12 protein-coding genes are annotated in these 14202 nt (G+C 67.4%); 4 read left to right on the forward strand and 8 right to left on the reverse strand.

Annotated elements, in window-relative coordinates; translation table 11 throughout:
* Positions 1-3 precede the first annotated feature (3 nt).
* Complete coding sequence (locus ACFC4D_RS03490) at positions 4-408, reverse strand: DUF1003 domain-containing protein (RefSeq protein WP_375966884.1); 405 nt, start codon at positions 406-408, stop codon at positions 4-6.
* Positions 409-530: 122 nt separating this feature from the next.
* Positions 531-1394, reverse strand: coding sequence for a helix-turn-helix domain-containing protein (locus ACFC4D_RS03495; RefSeq protein WP_375966883.1), 864 nt, complete (start codon positions 1392-1394; stop codon positions 531-533).
* 380 nt (positions 1395-1774) lie between these two features.
* Between ACFC4D_RS03495 and ACFC4D_RS03500 the strand changes: the two genes are divergently transcribed.
* On the forward strand, positions 1775-2590 hold the full coding sequence (locus tag ACFC4D_RS03500) for an SDR family oxidoreductase (protein WP_376061580.1): 816 nt from the start codon (positions 1775-1777) through the stop codon (positions 2588-2590).
* Between the two features lie 10 nt (positions 2591-2600).
* Here ACFC4D_RS03500 and ACFC4D_RS03505 read toward each other — a convergent pair whose 3' ends face one another.
* Positions 2601-3566 (reverse strand): DUF5995 family protein, encoded by a 966-nt coding sequence (locus tag ACFC4D_RS03505; RefSeq protein WP_376061581.1) that lies wholly within the window; start codon positions 3564-3566, stop codon positions 2601-2603.
* Between the two features lie 188 nt (positions 3567-3754).
* On the reverse strand, positions 3755-4903 hold the full coding sequence (locus ACFC4D_RS03510; RefSeq protein ID WP_376061582.1) for an acyl-CoA dehydrogenase family protein: 1149 nt from the start codon (positions 4901-4903) through the stop codon (positions 3755-3757).
* Between the two features lie 178 nt (positions 4904-5081).
* Here ACFC4D_RS03510 and ACFC4D_RS03515 point away from each other — a divergent pair, with 178 nt between their 5' ends.
* Both ACFC4D_RS03515 and ACFC4D_RS03520 read left to right on the forward strand, forming a co-directional pair.
* Complete coding sequence (locus ACFC4D_RS03515) at positions 5082-5972, forward strand: RimK family alpha-L-glutamate ligase (protein WP_375966878.1); 891 nt, start codon at positions 5082-5084, stop codon at positions 5970-5972.
* Positions 5972-6778, forward strand: a complete 807-nt coding sequence (locus ACFC4D_RS03520; protein WP_376061584.1) for a RimK family alpha-L-glutamate ligase — start codon at positions 5972-5974, stop codon at positions 6776-6778. Before ACFC4D_RS03515 ends, ACFC4D_RS03520 begins: the two co-directional genes overlap by 1 nt.
* A gap of 3 nt (positions 6779-6781) precedes the next feature.
* On the opposite strand, the gene ACFC4D_RS03525 is transcribed toward ACFC4D_RS03520, so the two are convergent.
* The 4 genes from ACFC4D_RS03525 to ACFC4D_RS03540 all read right to left on the reverse strand — a co-directional run bounded on the left by ACFC4D_RS03525 (position 6782) and on the right by ACFC4D_RS03540 (position 11090).
* Positions 6782-7747: a purine nucleoside permease gene (locus ACFC4D_RS03525; protein ID WP_376061586.1), complete on the reverse strand. Its 966-nt coding sequence runs from the start codon at positions 7745-7747 to the stop codon at positions 6782-6784.
* Between the two features lie 111 nt (positions 7748-7858).
* Positions 7859-9034, reverse strand: a complete 1176-nt coding sequence (tuf, locus tag ACFC4D_RS03530; protein ID WP_364633301.1) for an elongation factor Tu — start codon at positions 9032-9034, stop codon at positions 7859-7861.
* Between the two features lie 266 nt (positions 9035-9300).
* Entirely contained in the window at positions 9301-10302 is a 1002-nt protein-coding gene (locus ACFC4D_RS03535) for a PHP domain-containing protein (RefSeq protein ID WP_376061587.1), read from the reverse strand.
* Positions 10303-10319: 17 nt separating this feature from the next.
* Positions 10320-11090, reverse strand: coding sequence for an RsiV family protein (locus ACFC4D_RS03540; protein ID WP_376061589.1), 771 nt, complete (start codon positions 11088-11090; stop codon positions 10320-10322).
* Positions 11091-11283: 193 nt separating this feature from the next.
* On the opposite strand from ACFC4D_RS03540, the gene ACFC4D_RS03545 reads away from it, so the two are divergent.
* Positions 11284-14148 carry a BTAD domain-containing putative transcriptional regulator gene (locus ACFC4D_RS03545; RefSeq protein WP_376061590.1) on the forward strand — a complete coding sequence of 955 codons (2865 nt, stop codon included), beginning with the start codon at positions 11284-11286 and terminating at the stop codon, positions 14146-14148.
* Positions 14149-14202: the final 54 nt, after the last annotated feature.

Raw genomic sequence — 14202 nt, forward strand, 5'->3', positions numbered from 1 at the left:
GTATCAGCGCCCGTCGGCCGAATCGTCGATGAGTCGGCGATGCAGTTCGGTGGTCATCTGATGGATGGCGCGGGTGAGCTCGGTATTGGTCTTGAGCTCGAGCTCCTGCTGATTGAAGTCGTGATCGGCCTTGAGCTGCTGGAACTCGGCCTGCCGGTTCTGCCCGATCATGACGAAGGTGGACAGGAAGATCGCCTCGAGCGATACCACCAGTGTCAGCGTCGGCCAGGGACTGCGCTCGAACCAGATCATCCACACCGCGAACCCGATCGCGTGCAGGTATACGAACCGCATGGATCCGGCGAATTTGGTGATCCAATCGGCAACGCGCAGTTGCATACTCGCCGCACGCTGCTCGCGCAGACTGACGACGGCTGGATGCTGTGCGGGATTCTGCGGCTCGGTCACGGGCTGTGCTCCTGAGGGCTGGTGCGGATCGCGTTGGTGCGATCGTGCCCTACCCGCGCCGATATTTCGCGGATCCGATGGCGACGGATTCCTCGGGCCGCGCGCCCGGGCCGCGGGTTCCGCTAGACCGGTTGCGGCACGGGGAGATTGGCGTGCTGAACCCGCGCGCGGAACTCCTGGGGCGGGCAGCCCTTCCAGCGGCGGAAGGCCCGGATGAACGAGGCCGCCTCGGCATAACCCAGGCGGGTCGCCACCTGTTCGGTGGTCATCTCGGTGTGGCACAGCAGCTCTTCGGCGAGCATCTGCCGGACTTCGTCGAGCAGTGCGCGGAAGGAGGTGGATTCGGCGTTGAGGCGGCGCGACAGGGTGCGCGGGCTCATGAACAGTTCGGCGGCCACCGCGGCTTGATCCGGTACCGCATCGGGGTTGCGCACCAGCAGGTCTCGCACCGTCCCGGACACGCCTTTCCGAGCGTGTCTGCGGGTCAGCAGGTTTCGGCACAGTTGTTCGCGGGTGCCGCGCACCCACGCGGTGGGCTGCGGTAGCGGCAGGTCCAGGTACATGCTGTCGAAGGCGGCCTCGTTGGCGGGCGCGCCGAAGATCGGGTCGATTCCGAAGATGGCCCGGTAGCGGGAGGTATCGGCCGGACCGCCGTGCCGGAAGCTGACCCGGTGCATGGGCATGCCGACCGCGAGCAGTTCCCGGCCGAAGAGCTGGATCGCGGTCATGACCCGCTCGGTGTGGGCGGCGCGCGCGTCCTCCGGAATCTCGTGATCGTGGAAGATCAGCCGGGCCTCGCCCGCGGATTCGGCGAAGGTCAATTGTCCGGTGGCATAGGGCGGTTCCGAATATCGCATGGCCACCTCGACCGCATCGCGCAGTGTGCGACTACTCAGTACGGCCAGACAGGCGGCAGGCGGTATGCCCGGCGCGGGCGCCCATAGCGTGCGTTCAGCGTTGTCGCGCAATAGATCCCACTCGAACATGTATCCGGGTCCCCATCGATTCCATCCACACTCGGCCCGGGGTGACCCGGACAGTCACACGATATGCCGAATCCGCCGTGTCTGAGTCAGTTTCCCATAAGGTTGGGACATCTCCCTATACTCCTGCGCCGCAATACCTTCCCGGCGGTCTCGTTTCGTCACGTAACAGAAATCGCGCCACCGCGATTGACACTCATCCGGTTTGCCGGATCGGTGACGACGCGAGGGAATCCGCATCATGAGCTCACACACCATCCTGATACTGCCTGTTCTGGCCCTTTCGGCCTTCGGAGTGGGAGTGTGGCTCGGTATTCGCTCGTGCGCGGGTGACGGGGATCGGCGCAGACGCCCGGACGAGGAACCAGCTAACGTTCAGGTTCATGAGCACGCATTCCAGCCGCACCGTGGTGGTCACCGGCGCATCGTCCGGTATCGGTAAAGCGACCGCCGCGGCCTTCACGGCCAATGGCGACAAGGTGATCGGCACCAGCCGCAATCCGGACACCATCGCGGTGGCCGATCGTGTCCCTGGGGTCGACTATCGGGCGCTCGACCTCACCGACGCCGAATCCATCGCGGCCTTCGTCACCGCGCTGGGCACGGTCGACGTGCTGATCAACAATGCCGGGGAGAGTCAGGCCGGACCGCTGGCCGAACTGCCGGCCGCCGCGATCGAGCGCCTGTTCCAGCTCAATGTGCTCGGTCCGGTCGCACTGACCCAGGCGGTGCTGCCCGGTATGCGCGAACGCGGTTACGGCCGCATCGTCATGGTCGGCTCCATGCTGGGCAGTTTCCCCATGCCCTACCGCTCCTCCTACGCCGCCACCAAGGCCGCGCTGCGCGGTTTCGCCACCGCCGCCCGCTTCGAGGAATCCCCGTTCGGGGTGTGGATCACCACCCTGGAACCGGGCCAGATCGATACCGGCCTGAGTGAGCGCCGCACCAAGTACATCGACGAAGGTTCGCCCCACACAGCAGATTTCGGCCGTTTCATGGCCAAGATGGACGAGAAGATGGGCCAGGGCATCACCCCGGAACGGGTGGCGACAACCATCCTCGGCGCGGTCGCGGCGGACCGCCCGAAACCGCTCTACGCCGTCGGTTCCAATGCCCCGGTCATGTTCGCGCTCCGCCGCCTGCTGCCGCGCACGGTGATGGAGCGCATGATCGCCGCCTCCTACGGTTTGAAGCGCTAGCGCCCGGGAGCTATCCGGCCGGGCAGTGCGAGCGATGCGGTCCCGGATCGGTGCGGGCGAACAGCCGCAGGATGACCTCACCGAGCAGATTGGAGAGATTGTCGATCTGCTGTTCGACCGCTCGCTTCGCCTCCGGCGTCGGGGCCAGCAGCAGCTGTTCCCCACCGCGCCAGGCGTATTCGCGCCAGATCTGAATCGCCTGGCCGAAGGCGATCGCGGTGAGCGGCTCCATCTCATAGGGCGCCGCCATCGCCGGATCGACCGCGCCGTAGAGGGCGGCGAGTTCGGCCACGGTTCCCTCCTCGGCCGCCGCGAGCAATTCGTTGATCTTCTCGTGGTCGGGCTTGTAGGAGCTGCCGTCGGGCGCGGTGACGCCCATATCGGCGATGACGATCGGCAGATCATGGGTGATGTGCGCGTTGTAGGCGACCGCCACATTGCCGAACACCGTGAGCGAATGATCATCGGAGGCACGGAAATTCTGCTTCCACGACTCCGGCACCAGATCCGGCCGGCCGTTCACGTAATAGTTGTCGATGGCGTCGAAGTAGTGGTGCGCGTAGGTGGTCGACCAATCGTTGACATGTGCCGGATGCTCGAATCCCCCACGCTCGCGCGCGATTTCCCGCTCACCCTTGGTGGTGTGCAGATAGCTCAGCAGCAGCGGCGCGTTGTCATCGCAGTCGGCCTTCATCACCGTGGCCCGCGATTCCATCTCGGCGATGGTGTCGTCGATGCATTGATCCGACCCACTCGGGCACACACCCCGGGCCGGGGTATGCGGAACCGGCGCGGGCGGCAACTGATACGTCCACGGGACGTACGGCCCGCGCTCCGGAAACAGCTGCCGCGAGATCTGCAGCAGCCCCTGCATGGGCGGCAGCCCGGCCACCCCGAGCACCAGGCGTGAGCCGAGCGAATCATCGATCTGCGGTGGTTCCGCCGCTGCGGGAGCGGCGACGAAAGCCCCTGTCACACAGGCTATCGACAGCGCGAATGCCATTGGAGCACGCAGAAACGCCAAATCATTCTCCCGAGGACGACGACTTGAACAGACCGGGCTACACGCCGGGCGAGCCTACGTCAGGAATCCGATAGCGCACCGCTATTGCCGGTGCGCTCGGGGTGTCGTTCGTATCGCGGGTGGAATGGGTTCGGCTGCGGTCAGGTGAGTTTCAGGTCGCGGCCGATGATTTCGCGCATGATTTCCGAGGTGCCGCCGTATACGCGGGTGACGCGGGCGTCGGCCGCGGCGCGGGCGATCGGGTATTCGCGCATATAGCCGTTGCCACCGAACAGTTGTTGGCAGCGGTCCAGGCAGCGGAATTCCATTTCCGAGGCCCAGAGTTTGGCTTTGGCGGCATCGGCCGGGGTGAGCCGGGCGGCATTGAGCTCCAGGACGCATTTATCGATGAACGCCTCGGCGACCGAGATCTCGGTGGCGACGTCGGCGAGCACGAATTTGGTGTTCTGGAACGCGCCGATGGATTGCCCGAAAGCTGTTCGGCCGGAGACATATTCGACGGTGGTACGCAGGGCGGCGCGGGCGCGCGCCAGGCAGGCGACGGCGATCTGCATGCGCTCCTGGGGCAGGTTCCGCATCAGGTATTCGAAGCCGCGACCCGGTTCGCCGAGCAGATTCTCCTTGGGGACGCGCACATCGGTGAAGTTCAACTCGGCGGTGTCCTGCGAGTGCAGACCGAGTTTGTCGAGATTGCGGCCGCGCTCGAAGCCGGGCATACCGCGTTCGATGACCAGCAGGGTGAGACCGCGATGGCGATCGGGGGACGTGCGGACCGCGGTGATGACCAGATCGGCGTTGATGCCATTGGTGATGAAGGTCTTCGCGCCGTTCACCAGGAAGTGATCGCCCATATCCACCGCGCCGGTGCGAATGCCCGCGACATCGGATCCGGCACCGGGTTCGGTCATGCCGATGGCGGCGATCGAGGTGCCCGCCACGAAGCCGGGCACCCAGCGCTCACGTTGTGCGGCGGTGGTGAGCCCGGTCAGATACGGCGTGCAGATATCGTTGTGCAGCGCGAAATTCAGGCCGACGCCCGCGCAGTCGGCATCCATGAATTCCTCGATGAGGATCTGATTGAAGCGGAAGTCCGCGACGCCGAGGCCGCCGTATTCGCGGGGTGCGGCGAATCCGATCAGGCCGAGTTCCCCGGCACGGGCGAAGACCTCGCGGGGCACGATGCTCGCGTCCTCCCACTCCAGATAGTGCGGCGCAACCTCTTTGCGCACGAAACCGCGGGCCAGTTCGGCGAAAGCGCGGTGATCGTCTTCATAGTGACCTCGTTCCATCACTCCATGGTCGTGCCGAGATGCCCTGCTGGACCAGAGAATCGCGGCCACGCCGGCGAGATCCGTTGCGGCCGTGGTGTTGCGCTATCGGTTGCCAGAGCGATGATCTTGGTGAACAATCGGCGATCAATTCTGGACCGCTCGGGGCGGGAACAGCAAAATGTGGGAGCGGGAACGAATGGCGGCGCGAGTCAGTCTGTGTTTTCTGGTGGAGGAGCAGTACCGCCGGGACGGCATGCCGCGCAGCGTGATTCACCAACTGCGAGCCTGGGGTCATCGGGTGGACGTGGTGCGGCCCGGCGGTGAGCTGCTGGATCTGAATACGCTGGTCGAACGCGGGCACCATGACGCGTGGGTGCTCAAGACCGTCTCCGGCGGACCGGGACTGGGACTGCTCGAGGCCGCCGCGGCATCCGGGCTCACCACCATCAATGACGCGAGATCCATTCGGGGCGTGCGGGATAAGGCCCGCGCCGCGGCCCTGGCCGCCGCGCACGGCCTGCCCGTGCCCACCACCTGGGCGGCGGCCCGGCCACGCGATCTGGCGCGGATTCCGGCCGCACGCTTCCCGCTGGTGGTCAAACCCGCCGACGGCAGCTCCGGACGCGATGTGCGCGTGGTGGAGCGACCCGAACATCTGGCCGCCATCGACCGCGCCGATCAGGGCCTGCTCATCGCACAGCCGTTCGTCCCCAATTCCGGTGTGGATCTGAAGGTTTACTGCGTGGGCGGGCAGGTGTACGGCACCGAGCGCGTCTCTCCGCTGCGCACCGGTGGCCGCAAGGCACCCGATCGCGCGGTGACCCTGGAACCCGAGATCGCCGATATCGCGGCGCGAGTCGGTGAGGTGTTCGGCCTGGATCTGTACGGTCTCGATATCGTGCGCGGCCCGGACGGCCCGATCGTGGTGGACGTCAATGACTTTCCCAGCTTCGGTCAGATGCCGCAGGCGGTGCCGACCGTGGCCCGCGCCATCGTGGACCTGGCGCGCGGCGGTTCGGCCTGGCGCTTCGAACCGCGAATGCGCGAAACCCGTTTCGCCGAACCGCTCGCGGTGGGGGTGCGGTGATGCGCATCGGACTGCTGACCGGCGATCCGGGTCATCCACTGCTGGCCGAGACCACCGCGCTGCTCATCGCGCGCGGCCATCGCATCGAACATCTCGCGCCGGAAACCCCTGTGCCACCGGCGAATCCGGCGGACATCTACCTGCTCAAGGCCCGTACCCCCGCGGCTCTGCGATTGGCGCGGGCGCTGGAGGACCGCGGTGTGCCGGTGCTGAATTCGGCGGCGAGCACCGAATTCTGCCAAGATCGGGCGTTCATGGCGCGGCGGGCGGTGGAGGCCGGATTTCCGTTCGCCGCGACCACCGTGCTGCCCAATCCGCGTCATCTCGGTGATTTCGAGCGACCGCTGGTGATCAAGAGCAGGCATAGCCGCCGCGGTGATCTCGTCACCCGGGTGGCCGATGCCGAGGAACTGCGCGCGGTGACGCAGCGCTGGCCGGATGAGCCGATCGTGGTGCAGGACTTCACCCCCGGCACCGGCTGGGATCACAAACTCTGGGTGATCGACGATCAGGTCTTCGCCGCGCTGCGGCAATCGGAGTTCGCACCCGAACCTCGGCTGCCGGACCGGGCGTCCCGGATTCCGCATCCGTGGGCCGATCTGGCGCTGGCGGTCGGTGAGGTATTCGGGCTCGATATCTACGGTGTCGACATGCTCGAGGTGCACGGTTCACCGGTGATCATCGACGTCAACGCCTTCCCGGGTATGCGCGGTCGCGCGGGTGCGCCCGAAGCGCTGGCCGCCCGCGTGCTGAACCCGGCCCCCGCGCGCCGATTGCTCACTCCCACAGGCGTTTCCGCCGGATAATCCTCACTTCGCGGGCGGGTTCTTCAACAGGTAGTCGGCGGCGGCGCGGCCCACCGTGTACGCGTTGTCCAGGCCCAGCTGGAACCCCGCGGTGGAGTGGTCGATGTGATCGACGACCGACTGCCCCGGATACGGCTGGTCGAAATTGCTCACGGTACGCAGTGAGAGGTACCGGTCGAGATAACCGTGCGCCTCGAGCGCAGTGGCGGTGGCGTTGTCTTCCATTTGGGTGGTGCAGTAATCGCCCTGCCCCTTGGTACGCAGGCCCATGATGTAGCGGGCGGTATCCGAGAGCTGTTTACCGGAGTAGAAATCGTCACCGGTCATGGTGTCGCACTTCATGACCGACGGCTTGCGACCTTCCTGGCCGGGGTACATGGCGCGTTCGGCGGTCGCCTCCGGGCTATCGGCGAGGGTCGCCTCGCGGGTGGCGTCGTAGACCTTGTCCACCAGCGCGGTGTCGAGGTCATAGGCGGCGGTGTTGTAGTCCTCCACCGGACGAAAGCCATATGGGACGCCGGGTGCTTCGGCCGGATCCAGGTGATTGCCGAGATCGAAATCGACCACGCGCCGTGCCCACACGGCCGAGCCGAGGGTGCCCCGATCCGGCGGGGTGCCCGCGATACCCGCGGTGAGGAAATACGCCCGGTCGAAATTGAATTTATCGCTGCCGAGGATGGCCATCATGGTGGCGGCGGCATTGGCCTTGCCCTGGCCGGTTTCGGCCACGCACAGGTGATCGTTATTGCAGCGCACCGGTTTGTACGCGCCCGCGACCTCGACGGTGGTCGGCAGCTGTTCGCGTTGCAGCCAGACCGCGTTCTCGGGATCGAACATGGTGATGACCAGCACGCCGACGTCGATGCGATCGGCGTCCCGGTCCGATCCGCTCGAACAGCCCGTCAGCGCGACCGCGCCGAGGGCGGTCACTCCTAGAACAGCGGCAAACTTCCGGCGACGAGAGGTCATGCCGTCAGACTATGCGACAGACCGACCAGTCCAAATTCCGCGACACACGGTGGGAGCGTGGAATTCTCGGCCCCGGGATGATTACCCGGGGCCGAGATCCCTGCGTGCCGCCTACTCGCTCACCGCGAGGACCGTGCCCGCCGCGACGGTCCGGCTACCCTCGCGGATCGCGAAGCCGAGACCGGGCTCCAGCGGCACCGGACGGCCCAGGGTCACCGACATCTCGACGGTGTCCCCCGGATGCGCACGGCCATCGGGCAGCACCACATCGCCCACCACGTCACCGGTGCGCAGATAGAACTGCGGCCGGTAACCGCTCACGATGGACGTGCGCCGCCCGCCCTGCGCCGCGCTGAGCAGCTGCACCCGGGCGGTGAACCCGGTGTGCACGGCAATGCTGCCCGGCGCCGCGACCACCTGACCGCGACTGACCTGACCGCGTTGCACACCGCGCAGCAGCAGCGCCACATTGTCGCCCGCCTCCGCCGATTCCATTGTCCGGCCGAAGGTTTCGACGCCGGTGACGATGGACTCCAGGCCCTCGCCATAACCCAGCACCGCCACCCGGTCGCCCATGCGCACCCGGCCGCGTTCGATGGCCCCGGTCACGACGGTGCCGCGACCGGTAATGGTGAGCACGTTCTCCACCGGCATCAGGAACGGCGCGTCGGTGTAGCGCACCGGCATCGGGATGTACTCGTCGATCGCCGCGAGCAGACGCAGCAGCGCGGCCGACCACTCCGGATCACCCTGCAGCGCGAGCAATCCCGACACCGGCACCACGGGCAGCCCGTCACCGTCGTAACCGTTGGCGGACAACAGCTCCCGCACCTCGAGCTCAACCAGCTCCAGCAGCTCGCCGTCACCGGCGTCGGCCTTGTTCAGCGCCACCACGATGTGCTCGACGCCGACCTGCCGGGCCAGCAGCACATGCTCGGCGGTCTGCGGCATGACGCCGTCCAGCGCCGATACCACCAGGATGGCACCGTCGAGCTGGGCCGCCCCCGTGATCATATTCTTCACGAAGTCGGCATGCCCCGGCATATCGACGTGCGCGTAATGCCGTGTGGCCGTTTCGTATTCGACGTGCGCGATATTGATGGTGATACCGCGCGCGATCTCCTCCGGCGCGCGATCGATGCGATCGAACGGTATGTAGGAGCCGCCACCCTGTTCGGCCAGCACCTTGGTGATGGCGGCGGTCAGGGTGGTCTTGCCGTGGTCGACATGACCCATGGTGCCGATGTTCAGATGCGGCTTGGTGCGCACGAAGGCCTGCTTGGCCATGATGAATTCTCCGTCTGGGAGCCGTGATTACAGGGACCTCAAGAGGAAGCGGACCTTCCCCGTCTGAGGTCCCGGGACGTCCCGGAGAAGGTCAGCTTCGTGCGCCGCCGAATGCCGCGACAACCTGCGCAGCGCTCGGCGCACCCGCGACTGCGGATGCGACGGCGATGGGGTACGCGAACATGGGGATCACCATGCCCGATGAGCGGATAAGCGCGCCACTGGTTTTCGCGCGGGCTTCGGGCCGGGTGACGCGGATTACCGGACTAGCTCGTCCAGGCCAGCAGTTTGTCCACCGGCCAGGTGTTGATGATCCGCTCGGCGGGCACGCCGTTGTCCAGTGCGCGCTGTGCCCCGTAGCCGAGGAAATCGAGTTGTCCGGGGGCGTGCGCATCGGTGTCGATGGAGAAGTCGCAGCCGATGTCCAGGGCGAGCTTCAGCAGCCGGGTGGGCGGGTCGCGGCGTTCGGGCCGGGAGTTGATCTCCACGGCGGTGCCGTAATCGCGGCAGGCGGTGAAGACCGCTTCGGCGTCGAACGCCGATTCCGGGCGGGTGCCGCGATTGCCCTCGACCAGCCTGCCGGTGCAGTGGCCGAGGATATCGGCCTGACCACCGGATACCGCGCGCACCATGCGCCGGGTCATGGCGGCGGATTCCATCTTGAGCTTGGAGTGCACGCTGGCGACCACGATATCGAGGCGATCCAGCAGTTCGGGCTCCTGATCGAGGGAGCCGTCATCGAGAATGTCGACCTCGATACCGGTGAGAATGCGCATGGGCGCGAACTGTTCGCGCAGTTCGTCGATGACATCGAGTTGCCGCCGCAACCGATCGGGTGAGAGGCCGTTGGCCACCGTCAGCCGGGGCGAATGATCGGTGAGCGCGCAGTACTCATGCCCCAATGCCTGTGCGGCGGACATCATTTCGGCGATCGGGGCGACCCCGTCGGACCAATTCGAGTGCAGGTGCAGATCGCCTTTGAGTGCCGCCCGCAGCTCGCCGCCGCCCAGGTCTTTCGCCGCCGATCGCAGCTTCGCCAGCGCGTCGGGCTCCCGCCCCGCCCATGCCTGCGCGATCACGGCCGCGGTCTTCGGTCCGATGCCGGGCAACGATTGCCAATCGTTCGCTTTGCCCAGCTGTTCGCGCCGCTCGGCATCGAGTCCCTCGATGATGTCGGCGGCATTGCGGTAGGCCATCACGCGCCGGGTGTCCTCGCGGGCGCGGTCCTTGTAGAAGGCGATCTGGCGCAGGGCTACGACAGGATCCATACCTCCAGTGTGCGCGCTCAGCTCGCCAGCACTCCGGACAATCCGGGCTCGAGCACCGAACCCAGCGCCGACCAGGGGATGGTGATGTCGAACGGTCCCAGCGCGGCCGGACCGGCCTGACCCATCTGGAAGTAGACGTGCATGCCCGCGGGGGTCGCGGTCCAGGTCTTGAAATGGTCGCGGGTGGGCGTGACGCCCTTGACATCGAAATACGTGCCCGCCCGCGATTGCGGGCCGAGCGTCTCGGCCTGGGCCGAGAGCACCCGCAAACCCGCCTGCTCATCGGTGAACAGATCCTGGAGCTCCAGGGCCTTCCCGGTGTCGATATCGGTGACGTGCGTTGCCAATTCGGTCCACGGATGCGCGCCGCCGCCGTCCACGCTGATCCAAAGCAGGCCGCTGACCACGTGATCGCCGATATGGTCGAGCTTGCTGAGCTTGTTCGGATCGGTGAGGGATTTGGCGGCGGAGAAATATTGATCGATGCGAGCCTGCAACAGGGCATGCATGCCGGTATTGAATTCCGTTGCGGCCGGACCGGTTCCGCCCGACACCTGCGGGAGTGTGACGTCGAAGGTCATCGAGCCCCGGTAACCGGTCACCTGAGCCTGGGCGGGGGTCAGCACGGTGGTGGCGCGGGGCGGTATGGAATCCGCCGGCTGTCCGGTGCTGACCGAACTGCCGACCGGACCACCGGTCGGATGAGCGGTGGTCGTATCGTCTCGGCATGCCGCCAAGCTCGCGGTCAGCGCCGCGATCGCCACTATGGTTGCGGTCCTGCCGCGCATGGTCCCTCCCCGTGGTCGGTGCACCGCCGGTGGCCGGTGCTCGTAAGCAGGATCGCGATAGCGGCTCGGAACGAATCACCGAACCGCGAATGCCTCGATATTCCATCGTGGGAGGAGCGGATCGATGCTGGCAGGCCGCTGATCGGTTGCCGGGGTTTCCCTCTAGACTCCCCCGAACGGGGAGGTCGGTTTGTTGAAGTTCGCACTCCTGGGTGAGGTCCGCGCCTGGCGCGCGGACACGCCCTTGGACTTGGGTCCGCCACAGCGGCGGGCCGTGCTGGTGGCACTGCTGCTGCGCGAGGGCAAGGCGGTGACGGCCGCCGAACTCGTCGAGGGCATCTGGGGCGAGGATCCGGTGCCGCGCGCGGTTTCCGCGCTGCGCACCCACGTGGCCAAACTGCGCCGGGAACTGGAGCCCGAGCGCATCACCCGCGCCCCGGCCGCCATGCTGATCTCCATCGGCGACGGGTACGCGCTGCGGATTCCGGACGGCCGCACCGATATCGGCGATGTGCGCGAACGCGTCGAGACGGCCGCGCAACTGCGCGATGACGATCCGTCCGCCGCCCGGGAGATCCTGCTCGACGCGCTCGGCCGATGGCAGGGCGCGGCCCTGGGCGCACTGCCCGGACCGTATGCCGAACGCCAGCGCGCCCGGCTCGAACAGTGGCGGCTCACCATTCTCGAGGATCGGCTCGCCCTCGATATCGATACCGGGTACAGCGCCGAGGCGGTCGCCGAACTCGGACCGCTCATCGTGGAACATCCACTGCGCGAACGCTTCCGGGCCCTGCTCATGACCGCGCTCTATCACAGCGGACGGCAGGCCGAGGCACTACAGGAGTACGCCCGCGCCCGGCACGCGCTGGTCGAGGGCATCGGGGTGGAACCCGGACCGGAACTGAGCGCGGTACACGCCCGCATCCTGCGCGCCGAACTGCCGCCGGTGCGCCGCCCCGGACGGGACCGCACCCCGGCCCAATTACCGCCGGACATAGCCGATTTCACCGGCCGCTCCCGGGTGGCCGATGAGATCGCCGCGCAGCTCGGCGGTGATGCGGGCGCGGTGGTCATCTCCGCGGTCGGCGGTATGGGCGGGGTCGGAAAGACCACGCTCGCACTGCATGTCGCGCATCGGGTGCGGGATCGCTTCCCGGGCGGGCAACTGTACGTGAACCTGCGCGGTGTGGATGAGGAGCCCACCGCGCCCGGTGACGCGCTGGGCGGATTCCTGCGCGCGCTCGGCGTCGCGGAGAGCGATATCCCCCCGGCCGTCGATGATCGGGCCGCGCAATTCCGGACCATGCTGTCCGACAGGCGAATTCTGCTGGTGCTGGACAATGCCCGGGACAGCGCGCAGGTGCGCCAGCTGCTGCCCGGCACCCCGGGCACGGCGGTGCTCATCACCAGCCGCTCCACCCTCACCGAACTCCCGGCCGTGCGCCGGACCCGCCTCGATGTGCTCGAACCCGCCGAGGCGATGACCCTGCTCACCCGCATTCTGGGCGCGGAACGCATTGCCGCCGAACCCGCCGCCGCGCACGCGGTGATCACGCTGTGCGCCTGCCTGCCGCTGGCGGTGCGCATTGTCGGCGCGCGATTGGCGGTGCGCCCGCGCTGGACCATCGCCTCCATGGCGACCCGGCTCGCCGATGAGAATCAGCGCCTCGATGTGCTGCGGACCGGTGAACTCACCCTCGACGCCGCCTTCCGGCTCGGCTATGGACAGCTGAATCCGGAGCAGGCCAGGGCTTTTCGCACACTCGCCCGCGCCGACGTCCCGGATCTGCCCACCGAGGCCGCGGCCGCCGTCCTGGGTGTCTCGATCGCGCAGGGCGAGTACCTGTGCGAGGCACTGGTAGATCTGAGTCTGCTCGAGACCACCGTGCCCGGGCGCTATCACTTCCACGATCTGCTGCGCCTGTTCGCCCGCGGCCAGCCCGGTGAGGACGAGGCGCAGGTGCTGGCGCGGCTGCTGGACTACTACCTGGCCAGCGCCAAGAACCTGCTCAGCGCCATCGACTACAGCAACACCACCCGGCTGCTGGTCCCCACCACCGTGCCCGGGCACGCCTGCACCGGCGGCGCGGACGGCCAGCGCTGGAACGATATCGAGCGGCCGGTGATCATCGCCCTGCATCGGCAGGCCGCCCGCCTGGGTGGGCCGGGGGTCGCCCTGGCCGCCGATCTGGCCTGGGTCATGGCCGAGGTGATGGACGGCGGTACCGGTGCGCGCGAAGTGGCCGATGCACTGAAAGCGCTGCTGCACACCGCGACCCAGGAGGGTGACAGCGCCAGCGTGCGCCGCTTGCGCACCGCGCTCGGGGCCATCATGCAGGTCGGGCTCGGCGAGGTGCAGGCGAGTCTCGAATTCCTGCAAGCCATTTCACCGCCGGTCGACGATGCGGGCCGCCGCCTGCAGGTGCTCGCCGAACTGCTGCTCGGCATCGCGGATCGGCGACTCGGCAATACCAAGGACTCGCATCGGCACTACGCCAATGCGGTGGCGCTCACCCGCGCGCTGGGCGATCGCTCCATGGAGGCGTGGATTCTGGCCCTCGCCACCCGCACGCTCTGCGAATCCGGACAGTACGACGAGGCCGTCGCGGTCGCCGAACGGGCCATCGAGATGGCGCGCGAATGCTCCAATTTCGTCGCCCTGGGCTGGGCGCATCACGAATTGGCCGCCACGCGTTCACTACTCGGCCTGCACGACGACGCGCTACGCCTGGGCGAGGAGGCGGTGCGCATCGCCCAGCGGAACGGCGTCCGGCTCTGGGAGGGCTGGGCGCGCACCCGGCTCGCCCAGACTCATCTGCGGGCGGGACGCACCTGCGCCGCGGAGGCCGAATCCGCCCGAGCCCTGGCGCTGCTCAGCATGGCCGCCGATCCCATCGATCGCGCCCGGGCCCTGGCGCTGCACGCGGCCGCGGTGGCCGAACGCGGTGATACCGCCACCGCCGCACGCGAACTCCGCGACGCCACCGAGGCGTTCCGGCGCGCGGGTCTGCCCCCACCCACGCTGACCACGCTGTTCTCCCCCGATCCCGGACAATAGCGAACGTTCATTCTCTTTTCATCGCGGACTGGCACTGTCATTTCGCGGCCGCAC

It is taken from the genome of Nocardia sp. NPDC056000 (assembly GCF_042269265.1).
In the GTDB taxonomy this organism is placed as follows: Bacteria; Actinomycetota; Actinomycetes; order Mycobacteriales; family Mycobacteriaceae; genus Nocardia.

Excerpts from the sequence above, each read along its gene's own strand:
- tuf (WP_364633301.1), bottom strand. The coding sequence starts at position 9,034 with ATGGCCAAGCAGGCCTTCGTGCGCACCAAGCCGCATCTGAACATCGGC.
- ACFC4D_RS03540 (WP_376061589.1), bottom strand. The coding sequence starts at position 11,090 with ATGCGCGGCAGGACCGCAACCATAGTGGCGATCGCGGCGCTGACCGCG.
- ACFC4D_RS03500 (WP_376061580.1), top strand. The coding sequence starts at position 1,775 with ATGAGCACGCATTCCAGCCGCACCGTGGTGGTCACCGGCGCATCGTCC.
- ACFC4D_RS03495 (WP_375966883.1), bottom strand. The coding sequence starts at position 1,394 with ATGTTCGAGTGGGATCTATTGCGCGACAACGCTGAACGCACGCTATGG.
- ACFC4D_RS03510 (WP_376061582.1), bottom strand. The coding sequence starts at position 4,903 with ATGGAACGAGGTCACTATGAAGACGATCACCGCGCTTTCGCCGAACTG.
- ACFC4D_RS03520 (WP_376061584.1), top strand. The coding sequence starts at position 5,972 with ATGCGCATCGGACTGCTGACCGGCGATCCGGGTCATCCACTGCTGGCC.
- ACFC4D_RS03515 (WP_375966878.1), top strand. The coding sequence starts at position 5,082 with ATGGCGGCGCGAGTCAGTCTGTGTTTTCTGGTGGAGGAGCAGTACCGC.
- ACFC4D_RS03525 (WP_376061586.1), bottom strand. The coding sequence starts at position 7,747 with ATGACCTCTCGTCGCCGGAAGTTTGCCGCTGTTCTAGGAGTGACCGCC.
- ACFC4D_RS03535 (WP_376061587.1), bottom strand. The coding sequence starts at position 10,302 with ATGGATCCTGTCGTAGCCCTGCGCCAGATCGCCTTCTACAAGGACCGC.